This window comes from Streptomyces laurentii, assembly GCF_040635425.1.
GTDB classification, from domain to species: domain Bacteria; phylum Actinomycetota; class Actinomycetes; order Streptomycetales; family Streptomycetaceae; genus Streptomyces; species Streptomyces laurentii.
In genome coordinates this window covers 1-15,813 of the sequence record NZ_JBEYHT010000045.1, presented here as the reverse complement: position 1 = coordinate 15,813, position 15,813 = coordinate 1, and the positions used below count along the sequence as shown (strand labels likewise).

The window sequence follows — 15,813 nt, the reverse complement described above, 5'->3', positions numbered from 1 at the left end:
GGACGCCGAGGCTCCGGGCTCCGAGCTCCCCGCCCCCGGCTCGCGGAGGCCGAGCCGCCCCTACCCGTGGAGGGCGATCCCGCCGACCCCGCCCCGCTGTCCGAGACGGCCGTTACGCTCGGCGCATGGCTCTGAACACGTCCGCCGACACGCCGCTGCCCGTCGGGGAGGTCTCCCGGCTCATCGGCGGGTGGATCGACCGGCTCGGGGCGGTCTGGGTCGAGGGGCAGATCACGCAGTTGTCGCGGCGCCCGGGCGCCGGGGTGGTGTTCCTGACGCTGCGCGACCCCTCGCACGACATCTCCATCAACGTCACCTGCTACCGCCAGGTCTTCGACGCCGTCGCCGACGTCGTCTCGGAGGGCGCGCGGGTCGTCGTGCACGCCAAGCCGGAGTGGTACGCGCCCCGGGGGCAGCTGTCGCTGCGCGCGGCGGAGATCCGCCCGGTCGGCGTCGGCGAGCTGCTGGCCCGGCTCGAACAGCTCAAGCGCGCGCTCGCCGCCGAGGGCCTGTTCGCCCAGAACCGCAAGAAGCCGCTGCCGTTCCTGCCGCGCCTGATCGGCCTGGTCTGCGGGCGGGCGTCGGCGGCCGAGCGCGACGTCCTGGAGAACGCGCGGCGCCGCTGGCCCGCCGTCCGCTTCGAGGTGCGCAACGTGGCGGTGCAGGGCGTCCGCGCCGTACCGCAGGTGGTCCAGGCCGTGAAGGAGCTGGACGCGCACGGCGACGTGGACGTGATCATCGTGGCCCGGGGCGGCGGCAGCGTCGAGGACCTGCTGCCGTTCTCGGACGAGCAGCTGGTGCGGACGGTCGCCGACTGCCGTACGCCGGTGGTCTCCGCGATCGGCCACGAGCCGGACTCCCCGCTGCTCGACCTGGTCGCGGACCTGCGGGCGTCGACGCCGACGGACGCCGCCAAGAAGGTGGTGCCGGACGTGGGCGAGGAGCTGGAGCGGGTGCGGCTGCTGCGGGACCGGGCGCTGCGGACCGTACGGGGTCTGGTGGAGCGCGAGGAGCGGGGCCTGGCGCACGCGCTGGCCCGGCCGGTGATGGAGCATCCGCAGCGGATGGTCGAGGTGCGCGCGGACGAGGTCGACGCACTGCTCGCCCGCAGCCGGCGGACCCTCGGGCATCTGCTCGACCGGGCCGACTCGGAGCTGTCCCACACCCGGGCGCGGGTCCGGGCGCTGTCGCCGGCGGCGACGCTGGAGCGGGGGTACGCGGTGCTCCAGCGGGCGGACGGCGCGGTGGTACGGGACCCGGCGGAGGTCGCGGACGGCGAGGAGCTGCGGGCGCGGGTGGCGGCGGGCGAGTTCCGGGTACGCCGGGCGGACGACCCCGCCCGACCCGCGCCGTAGCGCCGTCACGCCGTAACGCCACAGACAGACAACCCGGGCACGGCAGAAGCCCGGCACAGGACAGCAGACAGCAGACAGCAGACAGCAGAAGGAACGGATCGATGGCAGCAGAAGCGGACACCGAAGAGAACACGCTCGGCTACGAGCAGGCCCGCGACGAGCTCATCGAGGTCGTCCGCCGCCTGGAGGCGGGCGGGACGACGCTGGAGGAGTCGCTGGCGCTCTGGGAGCGCGGCGAGGAGCTGGCGAAGGTGTGCCGGCGCCGGCTCGAAGGGGCCCGGGCGCGGCTGGACGCGTCGCTGGCCGCCGAGCGGGCGGAGGAAGGCGACGGGAACGGCACCGAGTGAGCGAGAGGGCGAGCGAGCCTGCGGCGATGTGAACCGGATCACTATCCGCTTCACTTGGGGAGGGGTAGTTGAAACTTCACCTACCTTGGGCGTACCGTCGACCCAACGCCCGGATCCCCGCCGGGCGGCCCCCTCTGCTTGGAGTACGCAGCATGTCCCTCGTCCTTGACGCCGCCGCCCAGGACCTCCTCTTCCGCGAGGCCCGGACCGCCAACACCTTCACCGACGAGCCGGTGACCGACGAGCAGGTCCAGGCCATCTACGACCTGGTCAAGTTCGGCCCGACCGCGTTCAACCAGTCGCCGCTGCGCATCACCCTGGTCCGCTCCGACGAGGCCCGCGAGCGCCTGGTGCGGCACATGGCCGAGGGCAACCAGGCCAAGACCCGCACCGCCCCGCTGGTCGCGATCCTCTCCGCGGACAACGAGTTCCACGAGGAGCTGCCGGCCCTGCTCCCGCACTTCCCGCAGGCCAAGGACATGTTCTTCGCCGAGCGCCCGGTCCGTGAGGGCTCCGCGCAGCTGAACGCCGCCCTCCAGGCCGCGTACTTCATCATCGGCGTGCGCGCCGCCGGCCTGGCCGCCGGCCCGATGACCGGCCTCGACTTCGCCGGTGTCCAGAAGGAGTTCCTGGACGAGGACCACACCCCGCTGATGGTCATCAACATCGGCAAGCCGGGCGAGGACGCCTGGTTCCCGCGCTCCCCGCGCCTGGAGCTCGACGAGGTCATCACCACCGTCTGAGCCGCCCGTACGTGAGGAAGCCCCCGGTGCGCTGGACGCGCCGGGGGCTTCCTCGTACAAATGGGGACTTCCTCGCACGAACAGAGGCGTCGCCTCGTGCGAGCAGAGGCGCTTCCTCGTACGCACGGGGCCGCGCCGCATCGCGGGTACTACGCCTTCGCGGGGATTACGCCCTCGTCTCCTGGGCCTCCAGCGAGCCCGCCATCTCGGCCAGCCGCTCGAACGACGCCGTGCCGGCCACGACCGTCGTCGCGCCGTTCTCGGTGCGCACGAGCGCGTCGTACTTCGGGCCCTCCCAGCGCTGCCACTCCTGGCCGCCGACCCGCTGCGTCTTGCCGGTGTCCGTGGCCTTCAGCGTGACCTCGGGGACGTACTTCCGCGGGTCCTTCGTGGACTGGTTCACGGCCACGTACTGCGTGTCCGGGTCCAGGAAGCCGAGCCGCCAGGCGTTGCCGTCCTCACGCTTGTACGAGACGACCGTCGCCTTCCAGTCCTTGCCGAGCCCCTGGGGCGCGAGCACCGGATACGGCGCCGCGCGCTGGGCCGTCAGCAGCTCCACCCGGTAGTCCTTCGCCTTCACCGGGGTCGCTGCCTCATCGTGCGGAATGAAGAGATACATCACACCCGCGGCGATCGCGATCACCCCGAGGGACTGGAACATCCCGCGTACCGTCTGCCTGCCTCGCTTACCTGCCACGCCCCCATGGTCGCATCACGACCGCGTGCTCATACGTGGGCCCCTCTGCTCATTCTGTCGACCTGACGATAGAGTCACAGGAACCCTCTTGTTTTCCGGCCGTCGCCGTCGCCGTACAGAAAGGTGCGCTTCGATGTCCGAGCACCACCACCTTCCGCCCGAGCTGGAGGTCTCCCCGGAGGCCCCCGACCGCAACCTGGCCCTCGAACTGGTCCGCGTCACCGAGGCCGCCGCCATGGCCGCGGGCCGCTGGGTCGGCCGCGGTGACAAGAACGGCGCGGACGGCGCGGCGGTGAACGCCATGCGCACCCTGATCTCCACCGTCTCGATGAACGGCGTCGTCGTCATCGGCGAGGGCGAGAAGGACGAAGCCCCGATGCTCTTCAACGGGGAGCACGTCGGCGACGGCACCAGCGCCGAGGTCGACATCGCGGTGGACCCGATCGACGGCACCACGCTCAACGCCAAGGGCATGCCGAACGCGATCGCCGTCCTCGCCGCCGCCGACCGCGGCACCATGTTCGACCCGTCCGCGGTCTTCTACATGGACAAGCTGGTCACCGGCCCCGAGGCCGCCGACTTCGTCGACATCAACGCCCCCGTCTCGGTCAACATCCGCCGGGTCGCCAAGGCCAAGGGCATGACGGCCGAGGACGTCACCGTGGTCATCCTGGACCGCCCGCGCCACGAGGGCATCGTCAAGGAGATCCGCGAGACCGGCGCCCGGATCAAGTTCATCTCGGACGGCGACGTGGCCGGCTCGATCATGGCCGCCCGCGAGGGCACCGGCGTCGACCTGCTGATGGGCATCGGCGGCACGCCCGAGGGCATCATCTCGGCCTGCGCCATAAAGTGCATGGGCGGTGTGATCCAGGGCAAGCTGTGGCCCAAGGACGACGCGGAGCGCCAGCGCGCCCTCGACGCCGGCCACGACCTGGACCGGGTGCTCACCACGAGCGACCTGGTCTCCGGCGAGAACGTGTTCTTCGTCGCCACCGGCATCACCGACGGCGAGCTGCTGCGCGGCGTGCGCTACCGCGGCGAGACGGCGACCACCCAGTCGCTCGTCATGCGCTCGAAGTCGGGCACGATCCGCCAGATCGACTCCACGCACCGCCTGTCGAAGCTGCGCGCGTACAGCAACCTGGACTTCGACCGGGCGAAGTAGCACCACCCGCCCGGCCGCCGGACCCCCTCGGGACGGCGCGCGGCGGTACGAGGAAGGGCGCCCCCTGTGCGGTGGGGCGCCCTTCGCGTGTTCGAAGGCCCTGCCCGTACGGCCTGTTCGGCGCGTTCGGACCGTACGGCGCGTTCGGCCCGTACGGTCCGTCGGGTGGCTGCTCAGACGGTCAGATGGCCAGACCGTCAGCCGGCCTGTGCGACGCGCTCGGCCGCCGCGGCCTTGCGCAGCTCGACCTCGCGGCGGCGCCGCCGGGCGAGCACGACCCGGCGCTCGGCGGCGGTGAGCCCGCCCCACACGCCGTACGGCTCCGGCTGCAGCAGGGCGTGCTCGCGGCACTCGACCATCACGGGGCAGCGGGCGCAGACCCGCTTGGCGGCCTCCTCGCGCGACAGCCGGGCCGCGGTGGGCTCCTTGGAGGGAGCGAAGAAGAGACCGGCCTCGTCCCTGCGGCAGACCGCCTCCGCGTGCCAGGGCCCCGCCTCGTCCTCCCGGACGGGGGCGCGCTGGGTCGGCACGGCGGCGACCCGGAGGGGCTGATGCGGCATCTGCAGCACGGTCTACTCCTGACGACGGCTTCCGCGAGCGGGCGAGCGACGATGCAACGAGGCCTACCCGCTGTGCGCGCGCCTATGCACTGCGTGCGCCGGCGTTCCGGAGCACGGACAGGCGATGGCGAAATCCGGTCACCGTCAGAAGCGGATCGCGGGCGTCAGTGGCCGAGATGTTTCCGCAGCTTGTCCTGAACCTGAGCCTGGAGGTCGGTGATCCACTTGCCGCGCTTGGGCCGGGCCTCGACATTGCCGAAGACCGACCACCCGTTGACCACGATCACCGGGGCCTGCGGGTCGGCGCCCTCCAGCGTGGTCACCTCGAAGTTGCCGAAGACGCCGGTGCCGCTGCCGCGCAGGGTCACGTTCTCCGGGACGCGGACCTCGACGTTGCCGAAGACCGAGGTGGCGTTGATGGTGGTGAGCCGCTGCTCGAAGAGCGCCTCGGTCAGGTCGATCTCGATGTTGCCGAAGAGCGCGAAGGCGTTGGTGCGGCGGCTGACCCGCCAGCGGCCCTTGCGGGTGGAGGCGGAGAAGATCGCGACCATGGTCTCCGCCGGGCCGTCGCCCTCCTCCAGGTCCGTACCGGTCCCGTAGCCGTACGCGGCCGAGGACGCGGCGTCCGGCCGCGGCGGATGGGCGGCGGGCAGATCGCGCACGATCGGCTCCAGCTCGCCGACGGTCTTGGCCCGGTAGACGGCCTCGACCCGCTCGGAGTGCTCCTCCGCGTCGAGCCGCCCCTCCGCCAGGGCCTCCCGGAGGATGTCCGCGATCCGGTCGCGGTCGGCGTCCGAGGCCCGCAACGCCCCCTGCGGATCGGCGTAGTCGGGCCGGGCCGCGGGCGCGGATTCGGCGGGGGCGGCCGGCTGCTGGGGCTGCTTTTCGAGGTCCACGGACCCAGCCTAGCGAAACGCGATAGATCGCGACCAGAGGGAAGCCGCCCCTGGTACGGACGATCCCGTGACGCCTTGTCCTTGAGACTCCCCCACCTGCTCTCCCCGTGAGCTGCCGCACACCGCACCGGGGCCGCGCCCTCGCCCGCCGCCGGCGCGGCATACGCTGGAGGGCGCGCCGCCAACGGAGGCGGCGCAGCTGTCGCCGAGTGAGGAATGGCCACCCCATGCCCGAGTTTGCGTACTCCGATCTGCTCCCGGTCGGAGAGGACACCACGCCGTACCGCCTGGTGACCTCCGAAGGCGTCTCCGCCTTCGAGGCCGACGGCCGGACGTTCCTCAAGGTCGAGCCGGAGGCCCTGCGCACGCTCGCCGCCGAGGCGATCCACGACATCCAGCACTACCTGCGCCCGGCCCACCTGGCCCAGCTGCGGCGGATCATCGACGACCCGGAGGCGTCGGCGAACGACAAGTTCGTGGCGCTCGACCTCCTCAAGAACGCCAACATCGCCGCCGCCGGCGTGCTGCCCATGTGCCAGGACACCGGCACCGCGATCGTCATGGGCAAGCGCGGCCAGAACGTGCTCACCCAGGGCGGCGACGAGGAAGCCCTCTCGCGCGGCATCTACGACGCGTACACCAAGCTCAACCTGCGCTACTCGCAGATGGCCCCGGTGACCATGTGGGAGGAGAAGAACACCGGCTCGAACCTGCCCGCGCAGATCGAGCTGTACGCGACCGACGGCGGCGCGTACAAGTTCCTCTTCATGGCCAAGGGCGGCGGCTCGGCCAACAAGTCGTTCCTCTACCAGGAGACCAAGGCGGTCCTCAACGAGGCCTCCATGATGAAGTTCCTGGAGGAGAAGATCCGTTCGCTCGGCACGGCGGCCTGCCCGCCGTACCACCTGGCGATCGTGGTCGGCGGCACCAGCGCCGAGTTCGCGCTGAAGACCGCCAAGTACGCCTCCGCGCACTACCTGGACGAGCTGCCCACCGAGGGCTCCGCCGAGACCGGCCACGGCTTCCGCGACAAGGAGCTGGAGGAGAAGGTCTTCGAGCTGACGCAGAAGATCGGCATCGGCGCGCAGTTCGGCGGCAAGTACTTCTGCCACGACGTGCGCGTGGTGCGCCTGCCCCGGCACGGCGCCTCGCTGCCCGTCGCGATCGCCGTGTCCTGCTCGGCCGACCGCCAGGCCGTCGCGAAGATCACCGCCGAGGGCGTCTTCCTGGAGCGGCTGGAGACAGACCCGGCGCGCTTCCTGCCGGACACCGAGGACTCCCACCTGGACGCGGGCGAGGTCGTGAAGATCGACCTCAACCAGCCGATGGACGACATCCTCGCCGAGCTGACCAAGTACCCGGTGAAGACCCGCCTCTCGCTGACCGGCCCGCTGGTCGTGGCGCGCGACATCGCGCACGCCAAGATCAAGGAGCGCCTGGACGCGGGCGAGGAGATGCCGCAGTACCTGAAGGACCACCCGGTCTACTACGCGGGCCCGGCGAAGACCCCCGAGGGCTACGCGTCCGGCTCCTTCGGCCCGACGACGGCCGGCCGGATGGACTCGTACGTGGAGCAGTTCCAGGCGGCGGGCGGCTCGAAGGTCATGCTGGCCAAGGGCAACCGCAGCAAGCAGGTCACCGACGCGTGCGACGCGCACGGCGGCTTCTACCTCGGCTCGATCGGCGGCCCGGCGGCGCGCCTCGCGCAGGACTGCATCAAGAAGGTCGAGGTCGTCGAGTACGAGGAGCTCGGCATGGAGGCGGTCTGGAAGATCGAGGTCGAGGACTTCCCGGCGTTCATCGTCGTGGACGACAAGGGCAACGACTTCTTCCAGAACCCGGCCCCGGAGCCGACGTTCACGACCATCCCGGTCCGGGGCCCCAACCTCGGCTGATCCACGCCGGGCGGCTGCCTTCGGGTGGCCGAGGATCGCCGCACTCACATACCGGTGCGGGGTCCGGGTCTCGCTTGCGACACCCCCTGATCCGTCCAGAGCCCCGGCGCCTCGCCGGGGCTCTGCCCGTTCCGCGCTCCCGACCTCCCCGGCGGGGCGGTCGGGAGCGCGTGTACGCCCCTCGTTCCGTCACCGGACCGGGGGGCGTCGTCGATGATCGCTCAGAAAGTCGCTACCGACCGGTAGCCCTCCCGTCGCCTGGTGGCCAGGATAGGGCGCGAGCATGACAAGCACGTGTCCGCACCGAGCCGGTCGACTCCCGGGAGCCCCCCATGCCCTCCATGCCCTCCACCGCCGTCAAGGCCAAAGCGGCCGCCGCACTCGGCATCACCGCCCTCCTGCTCGTCGTCCCGGCGCAGTCCGCGTCCGCCGCCACCACCTCCGCGCCCGACACCCACGTGGCCACGACCGCCGCCCTCGCGGACATCGACTACACGTCCTGGCGCCAGGACGTGGCCGCCGTGACCGCGCAGGCGCGTCCGTACCTGAAGCAGCGCGCCGAGAACGCCAAGGCCGGCGAGAAGCAGGCGATCGTCCTCGACATCGACAACTCCTCCCTGGAGACGGACTTCCACCCCTTCTGGGAGCTGCCGACGCCGGCCATCCCGGAGATCCGCGAGCTGGTGCGGGAGGCGGACGCGCGCGGGACGGCGGTCTTCTTCGTGACCGCGCGGCCCGGCATCATCCAGTCCCTGACGGAGTGGAACCTGAAGGAGGTCGGCTACCCGGTCGACGGGCTGTACGTGCGCTCGCTGCCCGACCTGTTCACCGGGGTCGGCGCGTACAAGACGGCCAAGCGCGCGGAGATCGAGGCCAAGGGCTACACGATCGTCGCGAACATCGGCAACAACACGACCGACCTGGAGGGCGGCCACGCCGAGCGCACCTTCAAGCTGCCGGACTACGGCGGCAAGCTGTCCTGACCCGGCCGGCGCCGAGCATCCCGGACGCGTCCCCGATGCTCCCCGATGAGTCCCCGAACAAACCGGAAGGCGCTCCCGGGGCGTTCGGGGATGATGGGCATATGCCAGACAGATCCATCCGGGCGGCCGTGGCTCCCGCCGCGTTCGCCCTGCTCACGGCTGGTCTGCTGACCGCCTGCGGGACGGACACCGCCGCGGACACACCCGCCGCCGGGACGCCCGCCACCACCAAGGCGCCCGCCTCCGCCGCCCCGGCCGCGCCCGCCGTCAAGGCCGCGGGCTCCCTCGGCGGCCCCAAGACCGCGTGCGAGCTGCCCGTGTCCTTCACCCTCGCCACCGACTGGGAGCCGAAGGCCGTCGAGGTGCCCGAGGACTCCGAGTTCGCGGAGCTCGCGCGCAAGGGCCCGGCCACCATGCGCTGCGAGGTGGACGCCAAGCCCGCCGGGCACATCGGCTTCCTGCGGGTGTGGACCGCCCCCAAGGGCACGACGGCGCGCGCGGCCCTCGAAGGATTCGTGGGCGCGGAGCAGAAGCCCTCGGACATCGTCTACCGCGACGTCAAGGGTGGTGCGCTGCCCGCCGTGGAGGTCACGTACGCCCTCCCCGACCTCGACGACGGCACCATGCCGAGGCGGGCCTTCGCGGTCGACTCCCCGCAGGGCGCGGTCATCGTCCACCTGGGCGGCCTCGACGCCCAGGAGCACCGGGAGACGCTTCCCGCGTACGAGCTGGCGCGGACGAGCGTCACGCTCCCCTGACGGCCCGCCACGACACGTACCCCCGCACCCACGCCGACGACACGGCGCGGGCAGGGGCGAGGGGCAGGGGCAGGGGCAGGGGCGAGGCGTACCACACGCATCAGATGGTTCAGACGGATCAGGCGGCTCAGCGGCTCACCGGCTCAGACGAAGCGCTGGTTCGCCGAGCCGTCGCAGTTCCGCAACCGCACCGGCTCCTTGGCCGCGCCCTGGGTCAGGCACAGGCCGGTCGCCGAGGCCGGGCGCAGGGTGGCGCCGTCGCGGACGAACTTCTGGTTGGCGCCGCCATGGCAGTTCCAGATGACGAGCGGGGTGCCGGCCGCGTACGTCCCGCCGCGCACGTCCAGGCAGCGGTCCTGGGTGAGCCCGGTGTGCAGGGTGGCGCGGGCGGTGTCGTACCACCAGTTCTGGTTGCGGCCGCCGTGGCAGTCCCAGCCGAGGACGGCGGTGTCGTTGGCGGAGCTGGAGCCGTCGACGTCGAGGCAGTTGCCGGTGGCGGCGTTCTTCAGCGGCTGATAGACGTCGTCCCAGGCGAGCGGGAAGAGCACCGGGCTGCCGGAGGAGTTCACGTCCGCGCAGCCGGCCTCGCGCACGCCGGCGTTGTAGATCTGGGTGAGGCAGGACGCGAAGGCGGCGTGGCCGCGGGCGTTGGGGTGGAAGGACTGGCGTACGGAGTTGGCGTCCGGCAGTCCGGGCTTGGAGAGGTCGATGTAGAGGCCGCGGGCCCAGGTGTTCTCGGTGCAGACCTCGTGGCCGTGGAAGAGGCGCGAGTTGTCGAGGAAGACGGCGCCGGTGTCGGCGGCGGCCTTGCGCATGCCGCGTTCGAAGGCGGGTACGGCGACGTCGCGGCCCCACTGGGTGTCGGCGTCGTAGCCCATGCCGCCGCAGATCAGCTTGCCGGGGAAGTCCGGGTTGTCGCGGAAGTCGGGGCCGATCGGGCTCGGGTAGCCCATGAGGACGAGCTTGTAGTCGGCGTCGGCGTATCCGGCGTCGCGCATCACGCCGCGCAGGTCGCCCACGGTCTGTTCGACCTTGGGTACGAGCCCGTCGACGCGGGCCTGCCAGCCGGGCGAGTACTTGTCCTTGCAGGCGCCCTGGGAGAGCAGGTAGCGCTCGACGCAGTCGGTCATGACGGGGCCGAACTGGAGGTCGTCGTTGGCTCCGGCGACCAGGAGCACCATCTTGATGCGGGTGTTGCGGGCCTTGACGGCCAGGCTGTCGCTCTGGACGAGTTCGTCGGCGTACTGCTTCGAGCCGCCGACGCGGATGTTGCCGGTGTACGCGCCGGAGCAGGCCACGTTGAACGTGAGGTCCGCGGGGATTCCGGTGCGGTGGATGGCGGCGTCGGGTGAGCGGTGGCACCAGTTGTCAGGGCCGTTGGTCGGCGATTCGTAGGTGCCGACGCCCTCGCCGGAGATCTCGCTGTCGCCGAGGGAGATCAGGCCGGTCTTGCGCTGGGTGAGCGGGCGCTCCTCGGGGCTGCCGTAGATCTTGGTGGCCTCGGCCGCCCGGATCGCCTCCAGTTCGGGCGAGAGCGGGACGACGGCCTGGCCGGCCGCGGCCGTGACCGTCCTCGCCGTGACCGTGGTCGTGTCGGCCGCTCCGGCGGGGGTGGCGGCGGAGAACGAGCCGAGTGCGGCGGCCGCCGCGGCGGCGACGGCGATGGGCCAGCGGAGTCTGTACCCGGTGCGCTGCATTGCGCCTCCTGGAAGTGGGGTTACCCACGGTTTTTACTGGCCGGTAAGCGACTTGGGAATAGGTCGAACACGACAAGTGCTCAACTTTTGCAGGAGGTTGAGGATGATGAACGAGAGCAATCACGAGGCCCCGGCCGGCGGCTACCGCGTCGAGCACGACTCCATGGGCGAGGTCCGCGTGCCGGCCGACGCCAAATGGCGGGCTCAGACCCAGCGCGCGGTGGAGAACTTCCCCGTGAGCGGCCAGCGCCTGGAGCGGGCCCACATCGCGGCCCTGGCCCGGATCAAGGGCGCCGCCGCCAAGGTGAACGCGGAGCTGGGGGTGCTCGACAAGGACGTGGCCGAGGCGATCCAGGAGGCGGCGGCCGAGGTCGCGGAGGGCCGCTGGGACGCCCAGTTCCCGGTGGACGTCTTCCAGACCGGGTCCGGCACCTCGTCCAACATGAACACCAACGAGGTCCTCGCCACCCTCGCCGCCGAGCGGCTGGGCCGTGACGTGCATCCGAACGACCACGTCAACGCCTCGCAGTCGTCCAACGACGTCTTCCCGTCCTCGATCCACATCGCCGCCACCGCCGCGGTCAGCCAGGACCTGGTCCCGGCGCTGGAACACCTGGCGTCGGCGCTGGAACGGAAATCAGCCGAATTCGTGAGGGTCGTCAAATCGGGTCGCACCCATTTGATGGACGCCACACCCGTCACCCTCGGGCAGGAATTCGGGGGATACGCGGCCCAGATCAGGTACGGCGCGGAGCGGCTGCGCGCGGCCCTGCCGCGACTCGCCGAACTCCCCCTCGGCGGCACCGCCGTCGGCACCGGCATCAACACCCCGCACGGCTTCTCCGCCGCCGTCATCGCCGAGGTGGCGCGGACCACCGGACTGCCGCTGACCGAGGCCCGCGACCACTTCGAGGCGCAGGGCGCGCGGGACGGCCTGGTGGAGACATCGGGCCAGCTCAGGACCATCGCGGTGTCGCTCACGAAGATCGCCAACGACCTGCGCTGGATGGCCAGCGGCCCGCGCACCGGCCTCGGCGAGATCAACCTGCCGGACCTCCAGCCCGGCTCGTCGATCATGCCGGGCAAGGTCAACCCGGTGATCCCGGAGGCGGTACTGATGGTCGCGGCCCAGGTCACCGGCAACGACACCACCGTCGCGGTGGCCGGCGCGGCCGGGAACTTCGAGCTCAACGTGATGCTGCCGGTGATGGCGAAGAACCTGCTGGAGTCCGTACGGCTGCTCGCGAACGCCTCCCGGCTGCTCGCGGACCGCACGGTCGACGGCATCACCGCGAACGTCGAACGGGCCCGCGAATTCGCCGAGTCCTCGCCGTCCGTGGTGACTCCGCTGAACCGTTACATCGGCTATGAGGAGGCCGCCAAGGTCGCCAAGAAGGCGCTCGCCGAGCGCCGGACGATCCGCGAGGTGGTCCTGGAGGGCGGGTACGTGGAGCGGGGCGACCTGACCCTGGCTCAGCTCGACGAGGCCCTCGACGTGCTCCGGATGACCCGCCCCTGACCGGCCTCTGACGTGCGAGGTCCGGGCCCGCGTACCGGGCCGGCGGGCCGTGCTCCCACCCCGGTCCGCGCCCCCGGACCGGGGTGGCGCGCGTGGTGGCGCGGAGGGTGGCGCGCCGGTCGGCACGGGGTTCCGATCGGCCCGGCACCCCCTAAACTCTGCCCATGACAGCATCCGGCTCATCCGGCCGCCCACCGCGCTGGGCGCCGGGGGACCACATCCTCTGGCGTTACCGCGACAACGGCACCGGCGACGTGCACATCTGCCGTCCGGTGACCGTGGTCCAGGACACCCCGGAGCTGCTCGCGGTCTGGATGGCGCCCGGCACCGAATGCGTCAAACCGGTGCTGGCCGACGGCACCCCGATACACGAGGAACCGCTGGCCACCCGTTACACCGCGCCCCGTACCACGGTCCGGGCGCCCTGGCACGGCACGGGCGTGCTCAAGCTGGCCCGGCCGGACGAGCCGTGGTCGGTGTGGCTGTTCTGGGAGGGCGACTGGCTGTTCCGCAGCTGGTACGTGAACCTGGAGACGCCCCGCACCCGTTGGGCCGGCGGCGTCGACTCCGAGGACCACTACCTCGACATCTCCGTCTTCCCTGACCACAGCTGGCTGTGGCGGGACGAGGACGAGTTCGCCGAGGCCCAGCGCACCGGACTGCTCGACACCGCGCAGGCGGAGCGGGTCCGGCGGGCGGGCCGGGCGGCCGTCGAGCTGATCCGGGAGTGGGGCGCGCCGTTCTCGGCGGGCTGGGAGGCGTGGCGGCCCGACCCGGGCTGGCCGGTTCCCGTCCTGCCCGACGACTGGGACCGGGTCGCCGTCCACACGGCACCACGTGCCCCTTGATGCGCACCCGGGGGGCAACCGTAGGATCGTCCTCCGCAGGCCTTCGGCGACTGAACCGCACGTCACAGACCCGGTCACGAACCGAAACCGAAGAGCAGCACCGCAGGAACCGAGCAGTACCGGACCACTGACCGGCCGTCGGCCGGCCACCGGTCCTCCATGAAGGCCACCCGAGGGGGAGAGCAGTGCCGAAGCCGTGCGCGGGTGCCCTCACCGCCTTCCCCACATCGACCTCGTGCCGGGGGTTTAGCCCTGCCGATGGAGCGGCATCGGCGAGAAGAGCGCGTGCAACGCACCACCGGCCCGGACGGACGGAATCCCAGGCGTGACGGAGCATCCCACCTCCCACGAAGGCCGCAAGGCGATGGCCGAACGGCCGCAGGAACGCACCCGCCCCCGCCAGGAGACGGCACCGGGGCAGGGCGCGGCGCACGGCGTCGCGCAGAGTGCGGTGTCGAGCGCGACGGCGGCCGCGGCGGCCGGCGTCGCCGTGTCCGCTTCCGTGCCCGCGCCCGGCGGCGCCGGTGACGGCTCCCGGTCCGGCCCCGACGGAGCCGGTGCCGCCGGCGGCGGCGCGCGCCGCGAGGGCGACCGGCTGCGGTTCGTGGGCGCCGCGACGCGGCGCATCGCACGCGGCCTCGATCTCGACGAGATCGTGCTCGGGCTGTGCCGGGCGACGGTACCGACGTTCTCCGACGCGATCCTGGTCTATCTGAGAGATCCGCTGCCGGTCGGCGACGAACGGCCGGCCGAGCCGTTCGTGTTGCGGCTGCGGCGCACGGACCGGCTGCGGTTAACGGATCTGGAAGGCGAGGAGCTGGTCCTGGTCCCCGACCCGGACCCGACGCCCGCGGCGGAGCTGTGCGAGGTCCGCTCCGGCGGCGCGCTCGCCGAAGTGCTGCGCGGGGTACGGCCGGTGTCCGGCGACACGGACGCGGCCAGAACCGCGCTGCCCGAACTCCTCGGCCCGGACCATCCGCTGCCCGGCGGTCAGCGGGCCATCCTCGCGCCGCTGCGCGGGCGGCGCCGGGTGATCGGTGCCGCCGTGTTCCTGCGACGCCCGGAGCGGGCCGGTTTCGAGCCGAACGACCTGCTCGTCGCGGCGCAGCTGGCGACGCACACGGCGCTCGGCATCGACAAGGCGGTGCTGTACGGGCGGGAGGCGTACATCGCGGACGAGCTCCAGCGCACCATGCTGCCGGACTCGCTGCCGCAGCCGACCGGCGTACGGCTCGCCTCGCGCTACCTTCCGGCGGCCGAGACGGCGCGGGTCGGCGGCGACTGGTACGACGCGATCCCGCTGCCCGGCAGCCGGGTGGCGCTGGTCGTGGGCGACGTCATGGGCCATTCCATGACGTCGGCGGCGATCATGGGCCAGCTGCGGACCACGGCGCAGACCCTCGCCGGGCTCGACCTGCCGCCGCAGGAGGTGCTGCACCACCTGGACGAGCAGGCGCAGCGGCTCGGCGAGAACCGCATGGCGACGTGCATGTACGCGGTGTACGACCCGGTCGCGCACCGGATCACCATCGCCAACGCGGGGCATCCGCCGCCCATACTGCTGCACCTGGGCGGCCAGGCGGAGGTCCTGCGGGTGCCCTCGGGCGCGCCGATCGGCGTGGGCGGGGTGGACTTCGAGGCGGTGGAGCTGGACGCGCCGGCCGGGGCCACGCTGCTGCTGTACACGGACGGTCTGGTCGAGTCGCGGCTGCGGGACGTGTCGAGCGGCATCGAGCTGCTGCGGGAGCGCCTCGCGGCGACGGCGCAGCTCACCGGGCCGGACCACGCGCCTCCGCTGGAGGCGCTGTGCGACGACGTGCTCGACATGCTGGGTCCGGGCGACCGGGACGACGACATCGCGCTGCTCGCGGCCCGCTTCGACGGGATCGCGCCGAGCGACGTGGCGTACTGGTTCCTGGAGCCGGAGGACTCGGCACCGGGCCGGGCCCGGCGGCACGCCCGGCGGGCGCTGACCCGCTGGGGCCTGGAGGAGCTGACCGACTCGGTCGAGCTGCTGGTCAGCGAGGTCGTCACGAACGCCGTGCGGTACGCGGAACGGCCGGTGACACTGCGGCTGCTGCGGACCGACGTGCTGCGCTGCGAGGTCGGCGACGACTCGCCGCAGCTGCCCCGGCAGCGGCGGGCACGGGACACCGACGAGGGCGGCCGGGGGCTGTTCCTGGTGAACCGGCTGGCCCGCCGGTGGGGCGCGACGCGTCTGTCGGGCGGCAAGGTGGTGTGGTTCGAACTGCCCTCGGCGAAGGACTCGGGGCGGTAGCGGCGGTACAGCGCGAGAGACGACACGTATACGAGGTTATAGGCGCGCACCGACAACCCGGGAACGCCG

Annotated in this window: 14 protein-coding genes; 10 read left to right on the top strand and 4 right to left on the bottom strand. The window is 72.1% G+C overall.

Annotated features, from left to right (window positions below; all coding sequences use genetic code 11):
• Positions 1 to 125 precede the first annotated feature (125 nt).
• From xseA to ABZ693_RS24850, 3 genes are all read left to right on the top strand, one after another.
• Positions 126 to 1,355, top strand: a complete 1,230-nt coding sequence (gene xseA / locus ABZ693_RS24860; RefSeq protein ID WP_359881197.1) for an exodeoxyribonuclease VII large subunit — start codon at positions 126 to 128, stop codon at positions 1,353 to 1,355.
• Positions 1,356 to 1,456: 101 nt separating this feature from the next.
• Positions 1,457 to 1,702, top strand: coding sequence for an exodeoxyribonuclease VII small subunit (locus ABZ693_RS24855; RefSeq protein WP_359881196.1), 246 nt, complete (start codon positions 1,457 to 1,459; stop codon positions 1,700 to 1,702).
• Positions 1,703 to 1,854: 152 nt separating this feature from the next.
• Positions 1,855 to 2,445 carry a malonic semialdehyde reductase gene (locus ABZ693_RS24850; protein ID WP_359881193.1) on the top strand — a complete coding sequence of 197 codons (591 nt, stop codon included), beginning with the start codon at positions 1,855 to 1,857 and terminating at the stop codon, positions 2,443 to 2,445.
• Positions 2,446 to 2,611: 166 nt separating this feature from the next.
• On the opposite strand, the gene ABZ693_RS24845 is transcribed toward ABZ693_RS24850, so the two are convergent.
• Complete coding sequence (locus ABZ693_RS24845; protein WP_359881190.1) at positions 2,612 to 3,142, bottom strand: DUF4245 domain-containing protein; 531 nt, start codon at positions 3,140 to 3,142, stop codon at positions 2,612 to 2,614.
• A 133-nt stretch (positions 3,143 to 3,275) separates the two neighbouring features.
• On the opposite strand from ABZ693_RS24845, the gene glpX reads away from it, so the two are divergent.
• A complete protein-coding gene (glpX, locus tag ABZ693_RS24840) occupies positions 3,276 to 4,310 on the top strand; it encodes a class II fructose-bisphosphatase (RefSeq protein ID WP_359881187.1) in 1,035 nt (344 codons plus the stop codon).
• A gap of 197 nt (positions 4,311 to 4,507) precedes the next feature.
• Here the strand turns inward: glpX and ABZ693_RS24835 are convergent, their stop codons facing one another.
• On the bottom strand, positions 4,508 to 4,879 hold the full coding sequence (locus tag ABZ693_RS24835) for a WhiB family transcriptional regulator (protein WP_359881184.1): 372 nt from the start codon (positions 4,877 to 4,879) through the stop codon (positions 4,508 to 4,510).
• Between the two features lie 155 nt (positions 4,880 to 5,034).
• Positions 5,035 to 5,766, bottom strand: coding sequence for a DUF1707 SHOCT-like domain-containing protein (locus ABZ693_RS24830; protein WP_359881182.1), 732 nt, complete (start codon positions 5,764 to 5,766; stop codon positions 5,035 to 5,037).
• Between the two features lie 227 nt (positions 5,767 to 5,993).
• On the opposite strand from ABZ693_RS24830, the gene ABZ693_RS24825 reads away from it, so the two are divergent.
• From ABZ693_RS24825 to ABZ693_RS24815, 3 genes are all read left to right on the top strand, one after another.
• Positions 5,994 to 7,661 carry a fumarate hydratase gene (locus ABZ693_RS24825; protein WP_359881179.1) on the top strand — a complete coding sequence of 556 codons (1,668 nt, stop codon included), beginning with the start codon at positions 5,994 to 5,996 and terminating at the stop codon, positions 7,659 to 7,661.
• 341 nt (positions 7,662 to 8,002) lie between these two features.
• Positions 8,003 to 8,644: an HAD family acid phosphatase gene (locus ABZ693_RS24820; protein WP_359881302.1), complete on the top strand. Its 642-nt coding sequence runs from the start codon at positions 8,003 to 8,005 to the stop codon at positions 8,642 to 8,644.
• Positions 8,645 to 8,745: 101 nt separating this feature from the next.
• Entirely contained in the window at positions 8,746 to 9,402 is a 657-nt protein-coding gene (locus ABZ693_RS24815) for a lipoprotein (RefSeq protein WP_359881178.1), read from the top strand.
• A 143-nt stretch (positions 9,403 to 9,545) separates the two neighbouring features.
• On the opposite strand, the gene ABZ693_RS24810 is transcribed toward ABZ693_RS24815, so the two are convergent.
• Positions 9,546 to 11,099 carry a ricin-type beta-trefoil lectin domain protein gene (locus tag ABZ693_RS24810; protein WP_359881176.1) on the bottom strand — a complete coding sequence of 518 codons (1,554 nt, stop codon included), beginning with the start codon at positions 11,097 to 11,099 and terminating at the stop codon, positions 9,546 to 9,548.
• 106 nt (positions 11,100 to 11,205) lie between these two features.
• On the opposite strand from ABZ693_RS24810, the gene ABZ693_RS24805 reads away from it, so the two are divergent.
• The 3 genes from ABZ693_RS24805 to ABZ693_RS24795 all read left to right on the top strand — a co-directional run bounded on the left by ABZ693_RS24805 (position 11,206) and on the right by ABZ693_RS24795 (position 15,744).
• Positions 11,206 to 12,618, top strand: a complete 1,413-nt coding sequence (locus tag ABZ693_RS24805) for a class II fumarate hydratase (RefSeq protein ID WP_359881173.1) — start codon at positions 11,206 to 11,208, stop codon at positions 12,616 to 12,618.
• 164 nt (positions 12,619 to 12,782) lie between these two features.
• Positions 12,783 to 13,466 carry a cytidylyl-2-hydroxypropylphosphonate hydrolase gene (fomD, locus tag ABZ693_RS24800; protein ID WP_359881171.1) on the top strand — a complete coding sequence of 228 codons (684 nt, stop codon included), beginning with the start codon at positions 12,783 to 12,785 and terminating at the stop codon, positions 13,464 to 13,466.
• Between the two features lie 325 nt (positions 13,467 to 13,791).
• Positions 13,792 to 15,744: a SpoIIE family protein phosphatase gene (locus ABZ693_RS24795; protein ID WP_359881168.1), complete on the top strand. Its 1,953-nt coding sequence runs from the start codon at positions 13,792 to 13,794 to the stop codon at positions 15,742 to 15,744.
• The last annotated feature ends 69 nt before the right edge of the window (positions 15,745 to 15,813 follow it).

What these genes read in the sequence shown, in the direction of transcription:
- xseA (WP_359881197.1), top strand. Translation starts at nt 126, where the DNA reads ATGGCTCTGAACACGTCCGCCGACACGCCGCTGCCCGTCGGGGAGGTC.
- ABZ693_RS24855 (WP_359881196.1), top strand. Translation starts at nt 1,457, where the DNA reads ATGGCAGCAGAAGCGGACACCGAAGAGAACACGCTCGGCTACGAGCAG.
- ABZ693_RS24850 (WP_359881193.1), top strand. Translation starts at nt 1,855, where the DNA reads ATGTCCCTCGTCCTTGACGCCGCCGCCCAGGACCTCCTCTTCCGCGAG.
- glpX (WP_359881187.1), top strand. Translation starts at nt 3,276, where the DNA reads ATGTCCGAGCACCACCACCTTCCGCCCGAGCTGGAGGTCTCCCCGGAG.
- ABZ693_RS24825 (WP_359881179.1), top strand. Translation starts at nt 5,994, where the DNA reads ATGCCCGAGTTTGCGTACTCCGATCTGCTCCCGGTCGGAGAGGACACC.
- ABZ693_RS24820 (WP_359881302.1), top strand. Translation starts at nt 8,003, where the DNA reads ATGCCCTCCACCGCCGTCAAGGCCAAAGCGGCCGCCGCACTCGGCATC.
- ABZ693_RS24815 (WP_359881178.1), top strand. Translation starts at nt 8,746, where the DNA reads ATGCCAGACAGATCCATCCGGGCGGCCGTGGCTCCCGCCGCGTTCGCC.
- ABZ693_RS24810 (WP_359881176.1), bottom strand. Translation starts at nt 11,099, where the DNA reads ATGCAGCGCACCGGGTACAGACTCCGCTGGCCCATCGCCGTCGCCGCC.
- ABZ693_RS24805 (WP_359881173.1), top strand. Translation starts at nt 11,206, where the DNA reads ATGAACGAGAGCAATCACGAGGCCCCGGCCGGCGGCTACCGCGTCGAG.
- fomD (WP_359881171.1), top strand. Translation starts at nt 12,783, where the DNA reads ATGACAGCATCCGGCTCATCCGGCCGCCCACCGCGCTGGGCGCCGGGG.